Genomic DNA, 23,110 nt, shown 5'->3' with positions numbered 1-23,110 from the left:
CAGCCTTGCTCTATGCGTTGACCAGCGGGAACATCACTCGTCGACAAGACAGGCATGTTCGGACCAACTTTTTCCCCAGCGTTCCAGGGGCTCCGATCATGAATAGCGGGGTCGAGGTCTGAATGTCCCATGATGGTTCTCCGATGGCCGGAATGGCCAGCGCGAGTATAGACCCATCGCCTCTCACCTTTGACATGTGTCGCGCGACACTTGACAGTCCTGCGGCACCGGGCTAAGCCCGCATGATGGAAATAGAGAGCATCAGGCACAAGGGCCTGCGCCGCTTCTTCGAGACGGGTAACGCCAAAGGCCTGGTTGGAGATGCGGGGCGACTGCGCAAGATGCTCGCCTTCATCGACGCTGCGGAAAGCTTCGAGGAGCTGTCGGTGCCTCCGAACTTCGGATTGCATGAGCTGACAGGCGATCGGAAGGGGATCTGGTCGATGACGGTTACGAGAAACTGGCGGATGACCTTCGGTTTGAATGACGAAGGCGCGCTGATCGATATGGATCTGGAGGATTATCATGGCGCTTAAGATGCACCCGTCGCTCGCGGTCCACGTGGGGGACTGGCTGAAGACGGAAATCGTGGAGCCCGCGCAGGTCAGCGTGACGGCTTTGGCCGAGCATTTTGGTGTATCGAGGCAGGCATTGAGCACCTTGCTGAATGGCAATTCGAACCTGTCTGCCGATATGGCTATCCGGTTTGAGAAGGCCTTTGGCATCAAGGCCGACACGCTGTTGCGGATGCAGACGACCTATGAACTGGCCCAGGCTCGCAAGCACGAGCAGGATATAAAGGTCGAGAAACTCGCAACAGCTGCCTGACATCGCCAACATAACCGACATTCAATGGCAATTACCTGCCCCCTGAAACCCTCCGTTCGTTCATCAAACTACAACATCGGCACCAACAACCGATCTTGGGGACGAAGCCGTTATTCCTCCCCGCATCGCCAAAACGTCGGTTTTCGACAAGAGCCGACTTACGCGCACCGGGCCAACCTCGTCGATTGGCATGGCCGTACGTAGGTGATGCAGTGCATCCCGCGGCGAGGACGAGTCATCAGGACTTACGCAATGCCCAGTGCCTTCGCCCTAGGGGCGGACCCAGCCCAACCATCTCGCGCTTCATCGTGCTAGACTGCGAACAAGATAGGTCTCGAGCTTCTTACGAAACGCAGGGTCATTAGCGCGAACCACTTCATCGTGTCCCAAGCCCTCCAGTATCCACCACTCGCTTCCTGGCGGTGCTGCCCGGTACATGGCTTCAATCTCAGCGGGAGGAGTGTATGCGTCGAGCTCTCCCCCAACCACCATGACCGGAACGCGAACCTTGTTCATGGCTGCGAGGGGAGACAATTTATCCGGTCCAACTCCATAGCGTGGAATGGACTGATAGCTCAGCATCGGTTCGATTGCCACTGCCGGCAGGGTCCCGACGGCGGCTTCGATGCGATTGAAAATGGCCGTGCGAATGTCAGGGTAGACCGACATCATCACAAGAGCGTCGACGTCGAGAGGGCCTCTGTCGCCAAGAACGCTGGCCGCACCGCCCAGAGAGAAACCGATTGCCCCCAGCTTGCTCGCGGGGTGCTGCTGCCTGAGCCACGCGAGTGCGGCATGGGCATCACGGGCTTCAAGATAGCCGAAACTTTTGCTTTGTGGACTGGATTGGCCATGTCCGCGCATATCGATGGACAGCACGGAATAGCCTTCGCCTGCCAACCACGTTGCCATATCGAGCATATCTCGCCGATTGCCGCCGTTGCCGTGCAACAAGAGAATGGCCGGGGCGGTGGAATCGTCAGCCTTCCAGTAACTCGCAGCGATCTCGACCTGATCCGATGTCGTCAACCGGATTTCGGTGGCGGGCGCGGGGGCAGGTTCAACCGACGCGTTGGTCGCGCCAGTCATTGCCGAACCAACAACCCAGATGCCGGTAAGTCCGGCAATCAAAGCCAGCATCCCCATACAGCCCAATCGTGTTCGCCACGTTAGGAATGATCGCCTTCTTGCCTTTGAGGACATTTCAACCTTCGCCAAGGCTGGAATTTTCGAGGGTCTATCACAATATAATTCAAAGCTATGTTAATGTGACCGCTTTTGGCTTGTGTCCGGAAAATCCGGTTCCGGGATGCCAATTGCAATAGCTGCGGTTAGGGTTTGGCAGGCTGCTGCCGCCAACAGAGCCGTCGTTCCCGGTCTCAGAACCAACCGTTGAAACCGGACATAGATTCACGCGGCGGATCATGGGTGAAACAGGGCCGGTTTCGGACCGTCCGGTCTGGGCTCTAAAACTAAAGAAAGCCGCCATTCCTCGATAGGGCAAGATGACGATCTTAGTCCCGTGGGCAGTCCCGCCTAAATGAGGCACCCGCCATCCGCGGCTGCTGACGCCATTGCTCGCAGAAAATCGTACCACGCGTCCATCCCTTCACCGGTGCGGGCGGAAACCAGCAAGACGCGCGCATTGGGGTTTACTGAGGAGATGTTTGAGCGGCATGCGGCCTCGTCGAATCCAACATGCGGGGCGAGGTCGATCTTGTTGATCAGCACCACCTCTGCTGCGCGGAACATGTGCGGATATTTGAGTGGCTTGTCCTCGCCCTCCGGGGTGGAGATAACGGCGACCTTCATCCGCTCACCCAGATCGAACATCGCCGGACAAACAAGATTGCCGACATTCTCGATCAGCAGCAACGAGCCGGATTTCGGTGCGAGTTCTTCAACAGCGCGGGCAACCATATCGGCTTCGAGGTGACAGCCGGCCCCTGTGTTGATCTGGATTGCACGGGCCCCCGCTTCGCGAATGCGCGTGGCATCATTGGCCGTCTGTTGATCACCTTCGATAACGGCAATCGGCAGACTTCCTTCCAGCGCCCGGATCGTGGTTTCGAGCAAGGTCGTCTTGCCAGCCCCAGGCGAACTGACGAGATTGAGCGCGACAACACCGCGCCCTTCGAACCAGCCCCGGTTGCGAGCCGCCTGGCGATCATTCCGGTCAAGCACGGCGGTTTCCAGCGATACACGCGCCGCTTGTTCACCGTGGTGGTGATGGTCATGCCCGTGATCATGATGATGGTGATGATGGTGCCCGTGTGAATGATCATGATCGTGTGAATGATTGTGATCGTGGGTGTGGTCATGATCGTGGGAATGGTCATCGCCGCCGCGAAGCAGCACTCGCTTTCCGGTTTCCGGGTCGATCATCGCGATCTCGTTGTCAGGATCGGTGCATCCGCAGGTGCCGCACATCAGGCCATTTCCTCCATATCGAAATCCTTGATGATGAACTGGTCGGTCTCGCCTTCCAGAAATTCGAGTGCAGCCTTCTCGAGCAGCGTACCTTCGCTCGCCACCTCGAATGAAAATCGGATCGCCTCGCGCTCTACGCAGGCATAGGGGCCGACTGCCAGGCGAACACGCGACACCCGCCGACCCTGCGCGTGATCACCAACAATGGCGACAATATTCCGGGCAAGAGACAGCTCGTGCATCAGGCCGCCCCCAACACGCCAGGCAGGTTGGCGTAGATCGTGTGCAATCCCAGGCCAAGTGCCAGCACAGCCAACGACAGATTCAGCGCTCGATGAAGTCGCAAGGCAACACGCTCTGCATAGCCAAGCGGCCAGGAGGCGACAAAGCTGAGCGCAGCCATTCCTGCAATTGAGCCAACTCCGAACAGCAGGACATAGATAACCGCCAGCAGAGGATCACCAACCGAAGCGACTGCCAGGGTAAGCAGGGCAGCCGATCCTGCCGCGCCATGCACCAGCCCGACAGCCAGCGCTTTCAAGGGAAATTTGTGGGGGTGAGAGTGTTCGTGGCGGCTCGCATCATGGGGCGCCCGTTCGCCAAGATGGCTGTGAGCATGAAAATGACGTTCGCCATCGGAATGATCGTGCAGATGGAAATGCACCCGTGCCTTGCGCATCCGCCAAAGTACATCGCCCCCCAGCAGAATCAGCATGAAGCCAACGGCGCTCTCCAGAAGGGCTGCCGTACGGCCTGTCAATGCCATGCCCAGCAGGATCACTGCAGAACAGATCGCGAGCAGGGTGAGCGTATGCCCTAGCCCCCACGCAGCACCCCGCAGCACCATCGACCGGCGCGAATTCCGTCCCGTGGCCATGGCACCGACTGCGGCGAGGTGATCGGGTTCGAGCGCATGGCCCATTCCGGCAAGGAAACCCAGGGCGATCAACGAGAGTTGCATGGCAGGTCTTCTCCCTCAGCAGATACGCGGCAGTTGCTCGCCGACCAGCATGTCGACGATCCGGCTTCCGCCGAACAGGCTATGCATGACCACGCGCGGGCTGCGCATCTCTGCCGCGCGCCCGATAATGGCTGCATCGCGCCCTGCCTCGGTTGAGCGCATGGCTGCCAGCGCAGCTTCCGCCTGCTCCTCTGGAACGAACAGCACCAGCGCCCCTTCATTGGCGAGATAGAGTGGATCAAGCCCGAGCAGTTCGCACACGCCCTTGACCTCGGCCCTCATTGGCAATCTGGCCTCGTCGATCTCGATCCCGATGGCCGAGGCTTGCGATATTTCGTTGAGTGCGCTGGCCAGGCCTCCTCTGGTGGCATCCCGCGCACAGCGCACACCCGGTGCGGCTTCGATCACCGCTTCCATCAGGTGATTGAGCGGGCGGCAATCCGAACGAATATCCGCCTCGAAAACCATGTCTCCGCGCGCGGCCAGAATGGCGGCGCCATGATCACCCAGTACGCCGTTGACCAGCGCGACATCGCCCGCGCGAACTTTCTCCGCGGCAAGTTCGCGTCCCGCAGGGATGACTCCCACTCCGGAAGTGGTGACGAACAGCGTATCGGCGGCACCGCGCTCAACCACCTTGGTATCGCCGGTCACGATCCGCACACCGGCCTGGTCGGCCGCCCTACGCATGGCCGCTGCCACGCGGCGTAGCAAGGCGACTTCGGTGCCTTCCTCAATGATAAAGGCCGCCGACAGCCACAGCGGTTGCGCGCCGCCGACGGTAAGGTCGTTAACTGTGCCGCAAACCGCAATCTTGCCGATATCGCCACCGGGGAACTCGAGCGGCTGCACTACGAAACTGTCCGTGGTGAAGGCCAGCCGGGCACCCTCCACGGCCAACATTTCGTGGCTCAACCGCGCCTGGTCTTCCAACCCGTCGGGTTCGAAAACCGAGGTAAACACATCCTCGATCAGATCCCGCATGGCCTTGCCGCCACCGCCATGCGCCAGCGTGACCCGCTCCGCTCGCAGCCGTCCGTTGCCAGTGGGAGTTACAGCGTTCATTGCGCTGGCTCCGGCACCGCATCGATCCCGCCATACTGATAATAGGCGGCACATGCTCCTTCAGACGAAACCATCAGGGCACCCATCGGTGTTTCCGGTGTGCACGACCGACCGAACAGCTTGCACTGCCATGGCTTGATCGCGCCTTTCAGCACTTCGCCGCACTGGCAAGCCTTGGGATCCGGAATGCTAGGCGATGCAACGGCAAATTTTCGCTCAGCATCCCAGGCCGCATAGGCCTCGCGAATCTGGACGCCAGAATGGTCGATCGAGCCCAGCCCGCGCCATTCGAAGAATTCCCGCAGTTCGAATACTTCCGTAACCGCAGCCAGCGAAGCTTCATTGCCATAGCGTGGCACAATCCGGGCATACTGGTTTTCGATCTCCGCCCGGCCTTCGGCCATTTGCCGAAGCACCATCCAAACCGAATGCAATACGTCGAGCGGTTCGAAGCCGGCGACCACCAGCGGACGGTGATAGTCGCGTGCGATGAAGTCATAGGGATCAGTGCCGATGACCATCGAGACATGGCCCGGCCCGAGAAAGCCATCGATCCCCATATCGGGTGAATCGAGGATCGCCTTGATCGTGGGGATGATGGTGATGTGGTTGCAGAACAGCGAGAAATTGCCGATCCCTTCTGCCTGGGCCTGCAGGATTGTCAGGGCTGTGGAGGGCATCGTCGTCTCGAAGCCGAGGCCGAAGAAAACCACTTCGCGGTCCGGGTTCGCACGGGCCAGCGCGAGGGCATCGAGTGGTGAATAGACCATCCGCACATCGGCCCCTTCGGCCTTTGCGCCTAGCAGGCTGAGCCGCGATCCCGGCACGCGCATGGCATCGCCAAACGTAGTGAAGATCACCTCCGGCTTCATAGCCAGTTCCACGCAATCATCGACCCGGCCCATCGGCAACACGCAAACCGGACAGCCCGGCCCATGGGCAAACTCGATTTCCGGCGGAAGCATCTTCTCGATGCCGTATCGGAAGATCGAATGCGTGTGGCCGCCGCACACTTCCATGATGACGACTGGGCGATCGCGCCCGGCCATGATCTGTGCAGTCAGGGCCTCGATTTCCTTGAGCAGGACACCGGCGCGAACCGGATCGCGGAATTCGTCGACATACTTCATGCGCCTGCCTCCAGCGGTGCGGCCCGGTCATTGGCTAGCAGCGTGTGGGTCAGGTCCCAGAGGATGTGATAGGCCGCGAGGTGGCATTCCTGCACCCGGTGGATCGAGCCTGTTGGGACCACCAGCAGATGATCCAGTCCGGCGCGGGCCATCTCGCCCCCGTCACCACCCGCCAGGCCGATCGTGGCAATGCCCATCTCCCGTGCCTTGGCAAAAGCCCGGATGAGGTTTGCGGAATTGCCGCTGGTCGAAAAGCCGATCAGGCAATCACCGTGCCGCCCGTGGGCAATCAGCGGACGCACGAACACATGGTCCTGTCCGACATCATTACCGACTGCCGTCAGCATCGCGACATCGGCCGCGAGGTTGATCGCACCCAGCGCCGGCCTTCCGGCGGTCACTGGATGGAGAAACTCCACCGCGACATGCGCGGCATCACAGCTCGATCCGCCATTGCCCATGGCCAGCAGGCGCCCGCCCTGGCGATAGCTTGCGGCCAGCGTGGTCGCGGCGGCGACCAGCTCGTCTGCCTGTTCTGCAAAAAACTTGCCGAACACCTCAGTGTGGTCCCGAGCCTTGCTCTCAACCGAATGGCGCAGGCTTTGCGCCGAGGCACGGAGCTGTTCGCCACGTCTGCGCATATGCGGATAAAGCGCATTCAAGGCAGGGCCAGTGGTCACCACTGCGCGTCTCCCAACGCGCGATCGCCGTCGCGCATGGCTGCAAGTTCCTGCTGCGCCTCTCCCAGCTCGGTCAGGATGCGCAGTGTTTCGGCCGCCTGATCCTCGTCAATCTTGCTCATGGCAAATCCGACATGGATCAGCACCCATGTGCCGATCAGGTCTTCGACACTGCCTTCGCCAATAACGCAGGCGAGGTTGACCGGGCGCCGCACGCCCGAGACATTGGCCACGCCCAGCTTGCGCCCGGCATCGGTGATCTCCACGATCTGTCCCGGAATACCTAAGCACATACTTCTCTCCCATTTTCGGTTTCCGCGGTCGCTTCGTGCAAATGGGCCATGGCCACAGCGGCCTGCCCCAAAGCCAGACCGCCATCATTGGCGGGCACTCTCGAGTGGCTGAGGACGTTGAGCCCCAGTTGTTCCAATCCTTCATGGACCAGGCGGAACAGCGTGGCGTTCTGGAAACAGCCGCCAGACAGGGCCACAGTATCAGGGCCATCGTCTGCGGTCAGGCGCTGCGCCATGGCCACAACAGACCGTGCGAGGCCGCGATGGAACCGCGCGGACATCACCCCAACAGGCGTATTCAGCAGCAGGTCACCCAGCATCGCCCGCCACACGGCGAGCGGTTCAACATAGGGAAGCCCACGCCCGCCCAGCAACGGAATGGAAAAAGGATAGGCCAGATCGTCCGGCTCATTCAGCGCCGCCGGATCGATTGCTGCTTCCAGCAACATGGCTGCCTGCCCTTCATATTCCTGCCGATCCCAGGCGAGACCGCAGATCGCCGCAGCGGCATCGAACAACCGCCCGCATGAGGAAGAAAGTGGGCTATTGGTGCCGCTGGCGATCATCGCATCGATCGTGGATCGCGGCATGGCGGAAAGGCGGGCAAACAATGGCAGGTCAGCGAAATTCATCGCGAATTCGGCCCAGCCCATCTGCGCCATCAAATGGGCATAGGCATTGCGCCAGGGTTCGCGGATCGCCGCAGTCCCACCCGGTAGTGCGACCGGCTTGAGCATCCCGGCACGACGGTATCCGCGATAATCGCAGATCAGGAACTCACCGCCCCAGATCGTGCCGTCATCACCCAGACCCAGACCGTCAAGCGCGATTCCCAGTACAGGGGCGGCATCGAGCGAGCGGCCGTTTTCTGCCAGACAGGCGGCGATATGGGCGTGGTGATGCTGTACCGCGATCACCGGTCGTCCATCCGCGATTTCGCGCCCATGCTTGGTCGAAAGATATTCAGGATGCGCGTCCACCGCGATTGCCGCTGGCTGATGGTCGTAGAGCTGGGTATAAAGATCGAGGTTGCGGCGCACATCATCTTCGGTGGCCGCATCTTCCAGATCGCCCATGTGCTGGCTCAGCACAGCTTCGCCATCGCGCACCAGACAGAAGCTGTTCTTGAGCTCCGCGCCCATGGCCAGTATTGAAATGTCACGCGGAAAGCCGGTGGGCAGGTCGATAGCTCTGGGGGCATAGCCGCGTGCGCGGCGCAGCAGCCGGACCCGGCCCAGATCGACCCGCGCAACGCTGTCGTCGATCCGGTTGGCAATGTGCCGGTCGTGCATCAGCGCGAATTCGGCAATGCCTTCCAGTTCGGCGCGGGCCTGCTCGTTAGTCGTGCATTGCGGGCGGCCTGAGAGATTGCCTGAAGTCATCACCACCGGGCGCTTCATCCGCCGCAACAGCAGGTGATGTAGCGGGGTGTGCGGCAGCATGAAGCCGATACGGTCCAGCCCCGGCGCAACCGCTTCGGGCAGCGGTTCCCCCGATGCGCGCAGCAACACGATCGGCGCTTCAGGCGATGCCAGCAGTTCGGCTTCCTGTTCCGAGAATTCGGCATAACGGCAGATAACGTCCAGATCGCGCGCCATCAGGGCAAAGGCCTTGCCCCTGCGCCGTTTGCGCATACGCAGATCGGCCACCACCTCCGCGCGGGTGGCATCACAGGCGAGATGAAAGCCGCCAAGCCCCTTGATGGCGACGATATGCCCGTTCATCAGCATGCCGCCTGCGGCATCCACGTCGTCCATCATCGAAAAGGCTTCGTGATTAACAGTACCGGGGCCAAGGCGCTCGATCCATGCGCGTGGTCCGCAAACATGGCACGCGATAGGTTGGGCATGGAAGCGCCGGTCTGTCGGATCGGAATATTGCTCTCCGCATTCCGGGCACATCGCGAAACCCCTCATGGTCGTGCGGGCACGATCATAGGGGCCGGTCTCGATAATCGAGAAACGCGGCCCGCATTCGGTACAATTGGTAAAGGGGTAGCGATAGCGACGCTCGAAAGGGTCGCGCACTTCTTCAAGGCAGGCGGAGCAGATTGCCGCATCGGGCGTTACAGCCCCGCGCATGCCATCACCTTCCGATGCACCGATAACGAAGCTCTCGGGCCGCACAGCATCAATTGCCACGCGTTCTATCGCATCAATCCGCGCCAATGCAGGCAGAGCCGCGCGCAGTTCGCTTTCAAAGCGCGACACCGCTTCGCCCCAAAGGCGAATTTCAACCCCGCTGCTGGTGTTGCGCACATCACCGGTTAGCTCAAGCTCGCGTGCAACCCGCCATACAGTGGGCCGGAAGCCTACGCCCTGCACCTGGCCGCGTACCAGAAGGCGTTCGCCGGTCACCGCGCCAGATTCCACAAAAGGACGCGATTGTTGCCGCTATCGGCAACCGCCACCAGATCACCCAGCGCTGACAGGCCATAGGGCCAGCACAGGCTGTCTCGTTCGGGCATGCCCCAGCGATTGTCGCCTTTGCTGGCGAAGTCCGGCTGACCACAAAGCCGGTTCGCCGCAATGCCGGTGGCGCTGTCTGCCCAGCCGAGCAGACGCGAGTTCGCGGTATCGGCCACAATCAGCTGGCCACCGGCTTCAACCGTCGCATAGGGCATGTTCACACTGGCCGCGCTGGGATAGTAGGAGGACATATTGTGATCGCAATGCGCGGCGTCCCGCTGTCCCAGGATTGCGTCGCAAGGCGCGCCATTGTGCTCTGGAAATCCGCGCCACAGCATTACACGATTGTTGCCGCTATCTGCCAGCGCGAGATGGCCATTCCACCAGCAGGCTCCATGCGGCCACCGCATCGACATCGCCGTGACTTCGCCGCCCGCGTTCTCGTCGCGCGTAGAGAAGTCGTGCTGGCCCAGCACCAGATCGGCTGGCTGGCCGGTTTCTGAAGGATCGCTCCAAACCAGCAGGCGGCGGTTGCCGCTGTCGCATACGACCAGTCTGCCGGCCACTTCGGCCACGCCATAGGGCCAGTGCAGGCTGGCCGAGGTTGGACGGTCAGCGCCGCGATTGGCCAGAACGGATTCACTATCCTCCTGACCCAGCACCAGATCGGCTGGCTGGCCATTGCCTGTTGGCACTTCGCGCCAGATCAGCACGCGGTGGTTCCAGGCATCAGCCACGGCTAATCCGCCGCGCCATGAGCACAGGCCAGTTGGCACATTGAGCGTAGCAGGACCGGGAGGCCCCTTGGCGTTGCGGCCTTCGCGTGAGAAACTCGGCTGGCCGATCAGAATGTCGGCAGGCTCATTGTCCGATTGTGGAATTTTTCGCCATCCCAGCAGCCGATGATGCCCGGTATCCGCGACCCACAATGTTCCATCAGGATGCAGGCAGACACCGCGCGGCCCGAACAGGCTTGCAGCGGCGGGAGACAGCGGCGTTGCAATGTCGCCGGGCGACCACCCGAGCACAACGCGCGGCCCGCCTTCTTCCAGCAGCGGTGCCCCCGCGATTTGCGTCCCTTCGGCTTTGACCGGACGGAAGGAGGGCGCGAGCGATACTTTCATCGCGTCAGCCTCAGTTCGATGGCGTCCCCTCGGACGCGTACGGCATGAGGTTGCAATTGCACTTCCGGTGCCGTCAGGCATTCACCGCTTTCGAGCGCATAACGGAAACCATGGTGCGGACAGGTGATGAAGCCATCGGTAATTTCCGCCTGGTCCATCGGCATGCCAAGATGCGCACAGGCGTTCTCGAAACAGGTAACCTTGTCCCCGAAGCGCGAAAGAAGCAGCGAACGCCCTTCCAGCTCCAGGACAGAAGTCGTCCCGTCGGGCAATTCAGTCAGTTGCAGCGCGTGGAGCCAGCCTTCATGCTCATGCGCGGCGAAGGGAGAGGTGAAATGCACCGTGTCACCGCCGCCGCCACCCAGCCCCTTGGCCTGTTTGACTTCGCGGATTTCGGGCACTTGCTCAGTGATCGCTTTCTTTACCCCGGCATAGAAAGTCAGCGCCGAAGCGGGACATCCATCACAGGCCCCCAGAAAACGGACCACTGCCTTGTCGCCAGATACTTCGACCAGTTCGGCATCGCCGCCATGGCCGGCCAGCGTCGGGCGCACCGTGGCAAGCGCGGCATCGACCCGCTCGAACAGGCTGGCCTTGAGGATGCCATGGCGGCGGAGCACGCAATAGACCACCTCGTCCGCCGCCGCCTGACGCAAAGCCTCGGCTGCGCCGGGCAGCTCACGCAGCGACCGGATCAGGCGACGGAAGGCTTCGGCATTGAGCGCGTCAAGCGCCGCTGCCCGTGCCTGCGCACCATTGCGTGCACCTTCTTCCCAGTTCTCTGCCAGCGCTTCCAGCGCGGTCAGATCCCCCAGCAGGCGGGAAAGCGTTGGCTCGGGCCGCTGGGGATCCGCCTCTGACATCGGATCAGGCGTACTTGATGTTCCGGTAGAGGTAAGGCTGAAGCAAGCCGCCCACCAGGCCCCCGGCAATCGCCGCTCCCCATAGTGGTGCAACCATGCCAACCAATACAGTTGCAACGGTAGCTGCGGCAGCCCCGGTCACAAGTAGACGGATGGCGAGGGCCGTATCCTGGAACAGCTTGCCCTGAAAAAACAACTTGGTTGAACTGAAAACCATATCAAACATGGTAGTCTCCCTCAGGCCGATTGCATGAAAAACAGCACGGCGAGTCCCATGACTACACCGGGAACTCCGGCGAGCAGGCCGTATAGCCCGCCCAGTTGGGCTGCCAGTTGCTTGCCCAGCGCAGCCCCGCCAATCTTCAGGCCCGAGAGCGCGCCGCCGACAAGAGCCCCTGCTATTCCGGCCACTAGGGCCAGCAGTAAAATTACGAGCAAATTCACCTCCATTGTTCTCTAAAATCCGCCGTTGGCGCGCGAGGGTTCGCCGCGCACTGCCATTTCAAGTTCGATGATCGTTTGCGCCGCGCTCTCGGCCCGGTCCTGCGCTCCGGAAGCGGCAAATATTTCGCGCGCTTCGCGCAGCAGCTTGATCGCCTGCGCGATGTTGCGTGGATTGCCTGCTTCTCCGTCTTCCGGATCGTCAGGGAGGTTGCAAAGGCAATTGGCCTTGTTCGCTATGGTGTTGGCATATTCAAGCGGAGTGTTGTCCCGCTGGCGCACCTTCAACGCCTCGTCATAGGCCTCCAGCGCACGGAAACCGTTCTCGACCCGGTGGCTCGATGATGCATATTGCAGCGCATTGCCCAGATTGTTCTGCAGCATTGCATATTCCATCGGCTGATCGATCAGATTGACCGCCGAAAGTCCTTCTTCAAATGATTGCACCGCCAGCGCTTCGCTGATCTTGCCGCTTTCGCTCGTAATCGGAACGGAGAGGAAGGCGGTCGCCAGATTGTTGTTCAGAATGGCATATTCGCGTGGATGACGCAGCTTGTTGAACGTCCGCAGCGATCGCTGATAGGCGGATATTGCATCTGTAATTCGTGCCATGCCTGCGCCTGCAAGAGTCTGCAGGGCGAGGCCAAGGTTCATTTCCGCTTCAGCCACCTCTTCGCCGCTGCCTCCCTCCGCCAGGACCGGTGTTGCCTGTTTCAGCAAGTCACGAGCCTGTTCGATCGGTGCGGCAATTTCGGAAGGAATTGCCATGAGCGCCGTGGCCATTCGCGCACGAATCCGGGCAGTCAGCAGTGCATCCTGGTCTCCGCACTGATGGATTGCCTGTTCATAGAGTTCGATGGCTGCCAGCAGGTCGTCGGCTTCCTTCGGCCGCTGTTGCAGACCCATGGCAATTTCCATGAGCATTTCGGCTTTCTCGATAACCGAAGCGTCACTTTCCTCCACCACCTTCAAGGCGGCCGCCAGCTGATCCTCTGTGCGACTGAGCGCAACCATCCCGACTCTCCCCGGCCTCCCCTTGATCGGATTCGGGCCTGCAGCCCTTAAAACGAGCGCCGGGTAAATTGTCTACCAGTTTTTCGTTATGTAAACTTAGTTATCAGTTACGGGGAGGTCCGCAAGAAGCGCCGCATCTCCGCTTGACCACCTTACGGGGACGTCCTGCGCCTCGAAGTCGGCCAGGCCGTGCGCCTCGAACACATCGAAAGCGCCAACTACCCGATCACCCTGAGCATTGCGTTGTTTCAACAGCGCTCCTCCGGCCGCCGCGTGAAACACCGGCAAAATCCGCAAGGTCGCGCCATCGATCAGCACCGCAACTGCATCGATGCCCGAGAAATAGGTAGCGACCAGGCCTGCGGGAAACCGGATCGTCCCGCGCGCGACCGAGATGGTCTGCTCCATGACTTAAGCCTCGGGGGCGATGACGAGCCGCGCCGCGATCTTGGCCGCCACCTTCTCGACCGCTGCAACTACCGGCCCGGAAAGCTCGGTGGCATAGTCCAGCGTCTGCGCTTCGATCAGATAGACTTGCACATCAGAAGGGAAGTCATCGCCAAAGATCTTGCGTCCCACAAACAGGGCGTTGTCCCAACGGAACGCGTGAAGACCCACGCCATGGACCGGTTCTGCCGCCAGCACATCGCCGGGAACCTCGTAGATAGCCCCCGGCTTGCCTTCGGGCTCCCTTGCATCGATCACGATAAGCTGCTGCGCCCCGCGCGCACGGTACATCACTGCCATCCCATCAGTGCCGGCATCCAGCAGCGCTACATCAGACGGCAAATCTTCAGCAGCAAGCCGGGCGATGACGGCCGGACCAGCCCCGTCATCACCGCGATTGATATTGCCGCAGCCAATGATCGCAGTGGCAGGTGCGTCTAAATTCGCCACAGGCGGCACGACCACTCGGGTTCAACCGGCAGCATAAGTTCAGGCAGATCACAGAAACGGCGCTTGATAAGGTAATACATGCAGGTTTCGCAGGGCTGTTCCAGTTCATCAGCCGTGATGGTGTGATCTGTAAACCCGGCAATCACAAGTTTGGAAGCAAGGTCCTTGCCTTCCGATTGCAGGCGGGACACGATCGCGTTGACCTGCGCGGAGTCTTCGGCTCTGGGGAAGACTTCGGTTTCAAGGCCGCCAGCCAGAAGACCCGCGATCTCCCGCCGTAGGGTTTCGTCTGCATCAGTGGCCATGCGCAACTCCTTCAAATGCGCCAGAGGCGACACCACCATTCGGGCTCGGCGGGCAAGCTTAGCTCCGGCAGGTCACACCAGCGCCTGTGGACCAGATAATACATGCATTCCTGACAGCGCATCTCGTCTGCCCCGTACGGGCGAAGCAACCAGCCGGAAATGTCGAGCTTGGCCCTTAGATCATCCGGGTCGAGCGCCCTTAACTCGTCAAGAATGCCTGAAAACTCGCGGTCGGTTTCGGGAAATGGCTCAACCTGCGTTTCCAGCCCTTCGTTGAGATAATCCTCGATCATGCGCAGAAGTGTCGCATGATCGGCCTCTGAAGGCACCACGCCATACCGGGACAGGAGCCATTCGCGCTGGCGCTGCAATTCGGTGTTGTCGCCAGTCATTCCGGCGCATTCTCCCAACGGGTTGTTATTCTATTCGCAGCCTCGGGTGGGAGACACCTCACAGCGTCCTCCCACCCGGCGGCCCGATATCAAGCTGTGCGGAAGCGCGCCAGTTCCTCGCCCGTTTTCGCATCGTGTGCGTGGACCGTACAAACCAGGCAGCTGTCGTAGGAACGGCAGACATGTCCGACTTCAACCGGATCGGCAGTATTTGTAATCGGGGTGCCGATGAGTGCCTCCTCGATCGGTCCCAACTCGCCATTGCTCGCACGCGGGCCGACATTCCATGTGGTCGGAGCGATGATCTGGTAATTGTGGATCTTGCCATCGCGCACGTCGATCCAGTGGCACAAGGCGCCACGCGCAGCCTCGGTCGCGCCCCATCCCTGGCCATCGCGCTCAGTAGGCTTGATGTACCATTCATCGTTGAGACGGAACTCGCGCAGGATGCGTTCGGCTTCGCGGTATAGCTTGCACAGCTCATGCAGGCGGGCGAAGTGGCGCAGGTAGGTCGAAGCGCCGCCAAGCTTGCGATACATGTCGAGCACCAGTCCATCACTGTGTTGCCAGGCCTCGCCATGATCGCCACCAGCGATCAGCTGCCGCGCGAGCGGGCCGGCCTCAAGACGACCATGTTCGGCGTGGCGAACGGCAGTCGACCAGCTGTATTTGCCATCAGTATCGATGTCGTTTTTCGCGATTGGCATCGTCGTCCGGTCGAATGGGTGGATATCGTCCCCTTCGTTGTACCACGCGCGCTGCATGTCCTCGCGGACATTGCCCTGATCCATCAGCTTGAACGCGCCGCTGGCACCGTCGAACGTCCCCGATTTCATGATCACGGCGCTGTTGCGGCCTTCAATCGTGGGGTTGTTGTAACGGTCTTCATGCGGGAGATAGCCCCACGAGATGAACTTGCCGTGGCCAGTGCCATATTTCTCCAGTCCGATGTCGAGCGACATGCGGATAAACATGCCGAGATCGGAATTCGCGTGTTCCGGCCGCTCATCAAGCCACGCCATCAGTTGATCGTACGTGGTGATTTCCTCATAGCGCTCCATCGAGCAACCAAGGAACAACGGTTCGATCCAGTTGCGGCGGAAGTGCTCCAGGATCGACCAGGCGCGGGTCACGTCGGTCAGGGTCGGGGCGCACATCACGCCGCCAGGAACCATGAAGGAAGAATGCGGCCACTGCCCGCCAAGCAGGGCATAGATTTCTACCGGGCGGCCCGAAATGGTCACACCCGCTTCATAGGAGGTCCCTGTGAAGGGCGCATAGCGCTTCACCGCTTCTTCGTAGAACTTGGACTTCGCATAGTTCTGGTTGGTGTAGTCGATCATGAACAGACCATAGTGATGTCGCGGGATTGACTGGAGTGTTTCGACGATTTGCCCGAGATTGCGGGCAAGGATCGCGTTACGCGGAACGGTGGTACCCCAGGCGGAATCGAGTGCCCAGGCAGCACAGGACAGGTGCGAGGCACCGCAGATGCCGCAAGCACGAGGCGTAACGACAAGCCCGGCCTGTGGATCCTTGTTCTTGAGGATGACTTCGAAGCCGCGGAACATTTCCGCTTGCGTCCATGCATTGGTGACGATCCCGTTCTCGATGTCGACGCGGACATCAAGGTCGCCCTCCACCCGGCCAACGGGCGAAATGTCGAGGGTTTGTGTAGCTGCCATTGTAATTCTCCCGAAATTCTGTGTGCGGCGCGCTTCGCTGCGCGCCATGAACCCTCATGAATCAGACGACGAAGATATCCTCTTCGGCCCACGCCGGAGCCGCACCCTTGGCGGCAGCTGTGAGCTTGACGTAGCCGGTACGATCAACCCCTAGCGGCAGATCCTTCGGCACGCCCATCACAGTCTGGGTCTTGAAGACAGTTCCTGGGGCGAGATCGAAGAAGGGGAATTCCGGTTCCGTACAGCCAAGGCAGGGCATGCCAGCACGGGTCTTGGACGAAACGCGGTTCCACAGAATGCGGTTGCAGGGGCTGTGAGTCATCGGGCCGCGGCACCCCAGATCGTAATAGAGGCAGCCCTTGCGCTGACCGAAGGCCGTGGTCGAGACCTTGTAGGCGAAGTGCATGTTGCGGGTGCAGCCCGTCTGCGTGAAGCTGGAGAAGAAGGTCTTTGGCCGATGGAATTCGTCCAGCGTCAGGTCGCCCGCGCGGCCCGTGGCAACGGCGACAAGGATCTGCGTTACCCAGTCAGGGTGAGCGGGGCAGCCGGGAATATTGATGACCGGAAGGCCAGCCTGAGACGTGAAGCCTTCGCCCAGCGCTCCACCCTTGGCCCGCTTGAGGAACTGCAAGCCTTCGCTTTCAGACGGGTTCGGCGCCGTTGCCGGGATGCCGCCCCAGGTGGCGCAATCGCCGATTGCCACAACAAATTGCGCCTTGGCAGAAAGATCTGCCACCCAGTCTTTCATCGGGCGGCCACAGAAGCGATTCCATTCGCCGGTACCGTTGGGCGCATTGATGACGCTGCCTTCGAACACGAAAATGTCGAGCGGGATTTCGCCGGAAAGGCACTTTTCCATCATGACTTTGACATTCTCACCCAGCTCGAGGCCAAGCGAGGGATGCCAAAGGACATTGATGCCAAAATCCGTCACCAGATCGCATGCGCTGGGCTCCTCGGCATTAAGGAAGGACATGGTGTTGCCAGAGCACGCACCGCCTTGAAGCCACAACAGATTCGCCATTTCTCAGTCTCCCAACTTCCCGGCGGAGTGCCCGACCGGCCAAATGCCCCTGCGGGCTATGGGAGGACATTAAGCATGATTCGTGCCAGAAAAATAATAAAGCATTTTCAGTATTTTATGATGAAGCTCATATTTTCGGCGAAGAAAATGCAAAGAAACTTTGCACGCACTCCTTGAAACATTCTTTGCAGTCGGAGCCGCAGGAGGTGCGTATGCCAACCGTTCAGGCTAGCCGTGCCGGTTGCCGCAGACCGGGCATTCAACTTCGCCGAACGCCGAATACCAGATGCCTTTGCAGCGCCCGCACCAATGGCCATGCGCACCAGAAAGTCCTGCACCCGCTGTTCGCGTCAGTTTTGTCGAGCCGAGGTCTTGTGGCGCCTCTTGCCCCGGATAGGGCATGCGGGAAAAACGCAAGCGAACAACATTGTCCCGGTCTGCCATTTCACTGCCACTCCCGTTCCTGCTCCTGCTCCTGCATGAGACCAACGTCAGCCATCATGCAGACCGTAGCGCTTGATCTTGTTGGCCAGGCCCACGCGGGATAGCCCCAGCGCGTCGGCAGTCTTGCTCTGGTTCCAGCGAAAACGGGTGAGTGCACCTACCACGACCCGTTGCTCCAGACGCTCGACCATCTCCTTGAGTGTGCCGCCTTCCATTTCCGCCTGCTGGCCGACATCCGGGGCAACAACGAGATTATCAAACACGGCCGAAAGGTTACGCTCTGTAATGTAACCACCATTTTCAGCCAGCGCCACCGCGCGCCTGATCTCGCTTTCCAGTTCCCGGACATTGCCTGGATATTGATGAGCCTGCAGCCTGTCGAGCGCACTCTGCGTAATGCCAATTACCCTGCGGCCGACTACTCCGGCATATTTCTCGATGAAGAAATCTGTAAGAACAGGAATATCCTCCCGCCTGTCTCGCAGCGCCGGGATGCTCAGCGAAAAGCCTTTGAGACGATAATACAGGTCACGCCGAAATTCGCCTTTTTCGACCATTTCCAGAAGCGGCCGGTTCGACGCCGCAATGATCCGGACATTGGCATGCAACAACTTGTCCGACCCTAGCGGTTTAACCTCGCCATTCTGAAGGAAGCGCAGCAGGCTGACCTGGAAACTCGGCGAAACATCTGAAATTTCGTCAAGGAACACCGTTCCGCCATCTGCGGCACGGAACAGCCCAAGCCGGTCTGCGGTGGCTCCGGTGTAAGCCCCCCGCACATGTCCGAACAATTCGGAATGGAGCGTGGAATCCAGCATACCGCCGCAATTCTGTACATGGATCGGAGAATCGACACGTGTAGAGTTGAAATGGATCGCTCGCGCCAGCAGTTCCTTGCCCGTCCCGGTGTCGCCCTCGATGAGGACTGGCAGATCGGTAACCGCCGCCTTGCGCGCTTCAACGATCAAATCAGCCATCTTGGCGCTGGCATAAACGAGCTTCTCGAATTGCGAGTAACCGCCCTTGACTGACATATCCACGCGTTCCTCGAAGATCTGGTCATCGACCGAAATCTTCAGTTCACGCGAAAGAAGGCGATGGCGTCGCGAAAGTTCGTTCATTTCCAGGCTGCGCTTTACCATGAGCGCAATCTGATGAGGTGTTAGCGGCTTGAACAGATAGAGATAGGCGGCAGAGCGACGGACTGCCTCGCTGTCAGCTTCGTCGCGATTCTGCGAAGAGACCGCAATTCGACAAACCCCCGGATGTGACACGCGCGCGCGTGTCAGTATGTTGTCCTGGGCATCGTCCACCGTGTCGAGATCGCAAAGCAAGAGGTGTACTTCGATGTCGTTGAGCCGCTCCTGCGCGGCCTTGCCGTCCTCAGCTATGACCAGCCGGTAATCTGCTCGCTCCTTCAGCCCAGCTCGCGCCGCGCTGATCAGCGCATCGTCGCGCGAAACAACAAGGATCGTCAATTCCCCGGCCAAATGCACCTCCCAACATGCAGCGGACCGCAACTGCTACTGCCAGTCGCGACCGATGTGCAAGGAAAGTTTGCATTTCGCCTGCTAACTTAACAATGAAATGTGCTTGGAGGCTGGTAACAGGCGCTGTCGCTTGCGCAATTTCCGCGTGGATGCAGTTAATGGCCGCCCAGAACCCGCTTCTTGAGCGAATGGAGCGCAAACCACACGGATCCCAGGACCGGCAGCACCAGCAAAGCGATCGCAACTTCCGGATCAACCCAGTCAAAGTGATGGGACGCACCCTTTATGGCATACCCTAGCAGGCCGATGGCATAATAACTCACGGCCACTACTGAGAGGCCCTCGACGATCTGCTGCAAGCGCACTTGCATCGTCGTGCTGCGCTCCATCGATCGAAGCAGCTTCGCGTTCTGGTTCTCGATTCGCGTCTCGATGCGGGCGCGCAGCAGTTCGGAGATTTGGCGCGCACGCCGTGTCAGCTGGCGTTCGCGCTCAGTCAAGGCGGCGCAGGTGCGCGCTGCTGGCAGGAAGCGGCGTTCAGTGAAGTCGACGAGCGAAGCGAACCCACGGATCGGTTCCGGAGCAAGTTGTGCGAGCCTCTCTTCCACCAGACGCGAATAGGCTGCGGTAGCGTTCATGCGATAGCCGATTGACGTGGCAATGGTCGAAAGTTCCAGGCTGAGGTCAGACAATTGCGCCAGCAAATCATCGTCAGAGGCCACCGAGGACGTTACGGCCTTGGCAAGTGCGGCCAATTCGCGTTCGGCCGCGTCCAGCCTTGGCCAGGCCTCTTGTGCCACCGGCAGCCCCAAGAGCGCCTTGTTGCGGTAATTCCCAAGCTCCTGCAATTGCTGCAGTTGCCGGGTGAGATCACTCCGGTCGACTTCCCCGGCTGACACCACAAGGCGCCCCCGGCCATCGGGGTGAATGCGAAAATCCGACCAGATACGCACTCCCCCGGAGAGGCCGCATGACACAAGCTCGCTGCGATTGAAATCAACCGCCGGCAATGCCCTCTCGACTTCGGCTTCGTCGCCACCAACCCAGATCGATGTCGCGCGAATGATTGCGCCCGGCAGGGTTTCCGCCCAGTCAATGGCCTCGCCCACCGAAGAGTCCAGTCCGGGGTCGAGCAAAACTTCGATGGCGCGTTCCGGACAAAACACTGTCAGCGTCGAACCTTCGCTCTGTCGCTCCCATGTAAAGGAGACGTCGCCAAAGAGTGCACCTGACAGGTGGCGCGGATTCTCTTCATCCGATTGGCTTCCGCACAGAGCGGACAAGACTGAGCGCTCCGCCTCACGCTCGCCAGGCCCAACCTCAAGCACCCACTGGAACACTGCGACCGGCAGTTGCAACAGCGGCCAGCGACGCAAATGCATTTCGCTGACAACTTGCCGCCGCAACTCATGTTCTCGCATAGCCTCATTCCCCGCCAGTGGATTCCGGGCCAGACCTATTCAAACAAGCGCGAAGCCGCAATGCCGGTAAAATCGATCTCGGCTAGCTGCCATCGGACATGGCCGCAACAATGGGCAGCTATCCCTCGTTCACTCCCCAAAACCTGCCGTTCCGGACCGTCCAACAAAGTTGCCGCTTCAATCTTTGATCGGCCCATATGTCAACGGGTCCCTGGTCCAGGATGGACCGAGGTGGAAATCTTCGCTTGCCGACGGTACCGGGCCATCAGGTTGGGAGGCGACATAAGGAGGGCAGGGCGGCTCCACCTCTGCCTTCGTTCGCAGGACTTCGCCCATTGCACCCGCCCTTCCGCGGAGAATGCGGACCAGCCACGACAGGGACAGGAGCATAACGCCAGCTCCTCGCCCAGCGAGGCAGTAATAGAGGCAACGCTGGTAATCGTCGCAGTCCGCCGAAAGAATGCCTGCCAGCCTTACCTTTGCCCCGGGTGTCTTTCTCTGGACCGCCTCCAGCACCTCGAGCAGTTCCTGCGCCGCGTAGTAGGCGTCGAAGGGCTCGACGCCCAGGCTGGCATTTGCCACCATTCGCATGGTCGGCAAGATCTCCTCTTCGACGGCGGCATCCATCAAGGTGACCTCGGGATCGAATTTGCCAAGATCGAATGAGGTACGCATCGCTTTCTCCTTCGACACTCCGACTGCGTATGTGCCGGACCAAGGTCAATGAGCGATCGAAGGGGTCTTCGATGCAGTCCGAAGCGAGGGGAGGGCGGCCCTTTGGTGGACACCGTTTGCTCGACCTCCCGCCGCAGCGCACGCCGATGAAGGATCAGGCATCGACAAGCCGCATTCCCGGGCAGTCCTCGATCACCTGCGGCCGCCATTCGCCGCGATCGGGGTGCTTGATCCAGATCTGGTCGGGCTTGTACTCCTCGCCATCGAGGAATTTCTCGCGGAAGGCCTCCCAGGTCTGCGATTCTGACATCAGGCGTTCGCAGAAATGCACCTCGTCGCTGACGGCGATGAACAGGCGCCTGAGCAGGTCGGGCGCCTGGGACAGGTCCACCACGCAGCTGTCGAAGCGGGTGGCGAAACTGGCCATCTGGTCGCGCAACCTGTCGAGAATATCGCCGACGCTGTCATAGCAGGTGAGCGCCAGCAGCACCTCTTCTTCGCATGCATCATAGGGGTGCCGCTGTTCCCGCAGGTCCAACAGGCAGAGTCGCGGAAGGGCTTCCTGCCGTAGCCATACTCCAGCGGGCCATGCGCCGAAGATCAGCGATGCGTCACCCAGCGTCTCGAAACCACGACCGAGATTCTTGCGGCCGAGCATTTGGGTGTTGCCCAGATCGATGGCCAGAATTGCCTCCTTTGCACGCAGCTTGTCGGCGATGATTTCGGTGGCAACGCTGGTAACACCGGTGCCGCCGGCAATGCTCTGGACTGAGATTATGCGCATTTGTTGATCCTCCTCGTGAATGTGGACTTGTGGGGATGTGTAATTGTGGGTCTGTGGGCGTCAGAGGCCGAAAGTGCAGATCGCGTAGCCGGGCGGCGCGAGGCGCTCGATCCGCGACCAGAAGGTGCTTTCCCCATTGGGCGCACGCCGGTTGGTCGGCACCGCAATCTCTGCCATGGGGCCGCGAACCTCGATCACCGTGCCGCAGTTGCTTTCGTCGCCGATCGCCAGGTTCCGCTGGAACTCCGCGATCCGCTCGCTCGCTGCCTCGAACCGCTCTTCGACCGCGGCAATCCGGCGCTCTTCCTCGTCGACGACCGCAGCGGCATCGGCAACGGTCGGCAGTCGATCCGGGTGAAACAGGTAAATCGCCGTGGTGTTGGACAGGCCGCCGAACAAACGCCCCATCACCTGGCTCCCGATATCGCCGGACCGTGAAATCTCCGAATTATCCATCAGGAGAGACACGAACCCCACCAGCGGCTCGCCTCCGCTGCCGTCGCAGATCGCCACTTCACCGCGCCATTGATGACGATACCCGGTGGGTCGGGTCAGGTGGGCAATGACGCGGTTGCGGAACATCCCGGTCCGCAGGTCATCGGCCGGGACGATGGTGCCACCGTGAGCCTCGCAACTTTCTGAGAAGACCTGCTGGCTACGGCGCGTGACAATCATGGCGTCGGTATTGCCGCGCTCCTTGAAGAGGGCATAGCGTGGGAGGTACGCCAAGCAACGCTAAGGACGAACAATACCGGA

27 protein-coding genes are annotated in these 23,110 nt (G+C 60.5%); 2 read left to right on the top strand and 25 right to left on the bottom strand.

What is annotated here, in order from left to right:
• Nucleotides 1-245: 245 nt before the first annotated feature.
• Both AX725_RS17890 and AX725_RS17885 read left to right on the top strand, forming a co-directional pair.
• Nucleotides 246-536 carry a type II toxin-antitoxin system RelE/ParE family toxin gene (locus AX725_RS17890; protein WP_039858854.1) on the top strand — a complete coding sequence of 97 codons (291 nt, stop codon included), beginning with the start codon at nucleotides 246-248 and terminating at the stop codon, nucleotides 534-536.
• Nucleotides 526-828, top strand: coding sequence for a HigA family addiction module antitoxin (locus tag AX725_RS17885; protein WP_039330864.1), 303 nt, complete (start codon nucleotides 526-528; stop codon nucleotides 826-828). The genes AX725_RS17890 and AX725_RS17885 overlap by 11 nt, the downstream gene beginning before the upstream one ends.
• 303 nt (nucleotides 829-1,131) lie before the next feature.
• Here the strand turns inward: AX725_RS17885 and AX725_RS17880 are convergent, their stop codons facing one another.
• From AX725_RS17880 to AX725_RS17760, 25 genes are all read right to left on the bottom strand, one after another.
• Entirely contained in the window at nucleotides 1,132-1,968 is an 837-nt protein-coding gene (locus AX725_RS17880; protein ID WP_062780548.1) for an alpha/beta hydrolase, read from the bottom strand.
• A 396-nt stretch (nucleotides 1,969-2,364) separates the two neighbouring features.
• Nucleotides 2,365-3,258 carry a hydrogenase nickel incorporation protein HypB gene (gene hypB / locus AX725_RS17875; protein ID WP_007015761.1) on the bottom strand — a complete coding sequence of 298 codons (894 nt, stop codon included), beginning with the start codon at nucleotides 3,256-3,258 and terminating at the stop codon, nucleotides 2,365-2,367.
• Nucleotides 3,258-3,500, bottom strand: a complete 243-nt coding sequence (locus AX725_RS17870) for a hydrogenase maturation nickel metallochaperone HypA/HybF (RefSeq protein WP_011536540.1) — start codon at nucleotides 3,498-3,500, stop codon at nucleotides 3,258-3,260. Before AX725_RS17870 ends, hypB begins: the two co-directional genes overlap by 1 nt.
• Nucleotides 3,500-4,219, bottom strand: coding sequence for a HoxN/HupN/NixA family nickel/cobalt transporter (locus AX725_RS17865; RefSeq protein ID WP_007015759.1), 720 nt, complete (start codon nucleotides 4,217-4,219; stop codon nucleotides 3,500-3,502). The genes AX725_RS17870 and AX725_RS17865 overlap by 1 nt, the downstream gene beginning before the upstream one ends.
• 15 nt (nucleotides 4,220-4,234) lie before the next feature.
• Nucleotides 4,235-5,284, bottom strand: coding sequence for a hydrogenase expression/formation protein HypE (gene hypE, locus AX725_RS17860; RefSeq protein WP_007015758.1), 1,050 nt, complete (start codon nucleotides 5,282-5,284; stop codon nucleotides 4,235-4,237).
• Complete coding sequence (hypD, locus tag AX725_RS17855; protein ID WP_007015757.1) at nucleotides 5,281-6,414, bottom strand: hydrogenase formation protein HypD; 1,134 nt, start codon at nucleotides 6,412-6,414, stop codon at nucleotides 5,281-5,283. The genes hypE and hypD overlap by 4 nt, the downstream gene beginning before the upstream one ends.
• Nucleotides 6,411-6,971: a D-sedoheptulose-7-phosphate isomerase gene (locus AX725_RS17850; protein ID WP_230962336.1), complete on the bottom strand. Its 561-nt coding sequence runs from the start codon at nucleotides 6,969-6,971 to the stop codon at nucleotides 6,411-6,413. Before AX725_RS17850 ends, hypD begins: the two co-directional genes overlap by 4 nt.
• 119 nt (nucleotides 6,972-7,090) lie before the next feature.
• Entirely contained in the window at nucleotides 7,091-7,360 is a 270-nt protein-coding gene (locus tag AX725_RS17845; RefSeq protein WP_007015755.1) for a HypC/HybG/HupF family hydrogenase formation chaperone, read from the bottom strand.
• 17 nt (nucleotides 7,361-7,377) lie between these two features.
• The gene (gene hypF / locus AX725_RS17840; RefSeq protein ID WP_230960710.1) at nucleotides 7,378-9,744 is read right to left on the bottom strand and encodes a carbamoyltransferase HypF; all 2,367 of its coding nucleotides are present in this window, start codon (nucleotides 9,742-9,744) and stop codon (nucleotides 7,378-7,380) included.
• Nucleotides 9,741-10,919, bottom strand: coding sequence for an NHL repeat-containing protein (locus AX725_RS17835; protein ID WP_007015753.1), 1,179 nt, complete (start codon nucleotides 10,917-10,919; stop codon nucleotides 9,741-9,743). Before AX725_RS17835 ends, hypF begins: the two co-directional genes overlap by 4 nt.
• Nucleotides 10,916-11,851 (bottom strand): NifU family protein, encoded by a 936-nt coding sequence (locus tag AX725_RS17830; RefSeq protein WP_137776261.1) that lies wholly within the window; start codon nucleotides 11,849-11,851, stop codon nucleotides 10,916-10,918. Before AX725_RS17830 ends, AX725_RS17835 begins: the two co-directional genes overlap by 4 nt.
• Entirely contained in the window at nucleotides 11,787-12,008 is a 222-nt protein-coding gene (locus tag AX725_RS17825; RefSeq protein ID WP_007015751.1) for a hypothetical protein, read from the bottom strand. Before AX725_RS17825 ends, AX725_RS17830 begins: the two co-directional genes overlap by 65 nt.
• Nucleotides 12,009-12,019: 11 nt before the next feature.
• Nucleotides 12,020-12,226: a hypothetical protein gene (locus tag AX725_RS17820; RefSeq protein ID WP_196490157.1), complete on the bottom strand. Its 207-nt coding sequence runs from the start codon at nucleotides 12,224-12,226 to the stop codon at nucleotides 12,020-12,022.
• Nucleotides 12,227-12,238: 12 nt separating this feature from the next.
• On the bottom strand, nucleotides 12,239-13,237 hold the full coding sequence (locus tag AX725_RS17815) for a tetratricopeptide repeat protein (RefSeq protein ID WP_007015749.1): 999 nt from the start codon (nucleotides 13,235-13,237) through the stop codon (nucleotides 12,239-12,241).
• Between the two features lie 96 nt (nucleotides 13,238-13,333).
• Nucleotides 13,334-13,645 carry a hypothetical protein gene (locus tag AX725_RS17810; protein ID WP_007015748.1) on the bottom strand — a complete coding sequence of 104 codons (312 nt, stop codon included), beginning with the start codon at nucleotides 13,643-13,645 and terminating at the stop codon, nucleotides 13,334-13,336.
• A gap of 3 nt (nucleotides 13,646-13,648) precedes the next feature.
• Nucleotides 13,649-14,149, bottom strand: a complete 501-nt coding sequence (locus AX725_RS17805; protein WP_230960707.1) for a hydrogenase maturation protease — start codon at nucleotides 14,147-14,149, stop codon at nucleotides 13,649-13,651.
• Nucleotides 14,122-14,439 carry a hypothetical protein gene (locus AX725_RS17800; RefSeq protein ID WP_039330882.1) on the bottom strand — a complete coding sequence of 106 codons (318 nt, stop codon included), beginning with the start codon at nucleotides 14,437-14,439 and terminating at the stop codon, nucleotides 14,122-14,124. Before AX725_RS17800 ends, AX725_RS17805 begins: the two co-directional genes overlap by 28 nt.
• 11 nt (nucleotides 14,440-14,450) lie before the next feature.
• Nucleotides 14,451-14,831 (bottom strand): hypothetical protein, encoded by a 381-nt coding sequence (locus AX725_RS17795; RefSeq protein ID WP_007015745.1) that lies wholly within the window; start codon nucleotides 14,829-14,831, stop codon nucleotides 14,451-14,453.
• Nucleotides 14,832-14,920: 89 nt separating this feature from the next.
• Nucleotides 14,921-16,564 carry a nickel-dependent hydrogenase large subunit gene (locus AX725_RS17790; RefSeq protein WP_007015744.1) on the bottom strand — a complete coding sequence of 548 codons (1,644 nt, stop codon included), beginning with the start codon at nucleotides 16,562-16,564 and terminating at the stop codon, nucleotides 14,921-14,923.
• 13 nt (nucleotides 16,565-16,577) lie between these two features.
• A complete protein-coding gene (locus AX725_RS17785; protein WP_011536524.1) occupies nucleotides 16,578-17,540 on the bottom strand; it encodes an NADH-quinone oxidoreductase subunit B family protein in 963 nt (320 codons plus the stop codon).
• A gap of 491 nt (nucleotides 17,541-18,031) precedes the next feature.
• On the bottom strand, nucleotides 18,032-19,480 hold the full coding sequence (locus tag AX725_RS17780; protein WP_039330884.1) for a sigma-54 dependent transcriptional regulator: 1,449 nt from the start codon (nucleotides 19,478-19,480) through the stop codon (nucleotides 18,032-18,034).
• Nucleotides 19,481-19,629: 149 nt separating this feature from the next.
• On the bottom strand, nucleotides 19,630-20,895 hold the full coding sequence (locus AX725_RS17775) for a DUF3422 family protein (protein WP_007015740.1): 1,266 nt from the start codon (nucleotides 20,893-20,895) through the stop codon (nucleotides 19,630-19,632).
• A 177-nt stretch (nucleotides 20,896-21,072) separates the two neighbouring features.
• Nucleotides 21,073-21,570 (bottom strand): hypothetical protein, encoded by a 498-nt coding sequence (locus tag AX725_RS17770; protein WP_039330979.1) that lies wholly within the window; start codon nucleotides 21,568-21,570, stop codon nucleotides 21,073-21,075.
• Between the two features lie 154 nt (nucleotides 21,571-21,724).
• Entirely contained in the window at nucleotides 21,725-22,354 is a 630-nt protein-coding gene (locus AX725_RS17765; protein ID WP_007015738.1) for a hypothetical protein, read from the bottom strand.
• A 60-nt stretch (nucleotides 22,355-22,414) separates the two neighbouring features.
• Nucleotides 22,415-23,029 carry a hypothetical protein gene (locus AX725_RS17760; RefSeq protein WP_058818290.1) on the bottom strand — a complete coding sequence of 205 codons (615 nt, stop codon included), beginning with the start codon at nucleotides 23,027-23,029 and terminating at the stop codon, nucleotides 22,415-22,417.
• Nucleotides 23,030-23,110: the final 81 nt, after the last annotated feature.

This window comes from Blastomonas sp. CCH9-A1 (genome assembly GCF_001557175.1).
GTDB lineage: Bacteria > Pseudomonadota > Alphaproteobacteria > Sphingomonadales > Sphingomonadaceae > Blastomonas > Blastomonas delafieldii_A.
This window is presented reverse-complemented; position numbering and strand designations above follow the sequence as displayed.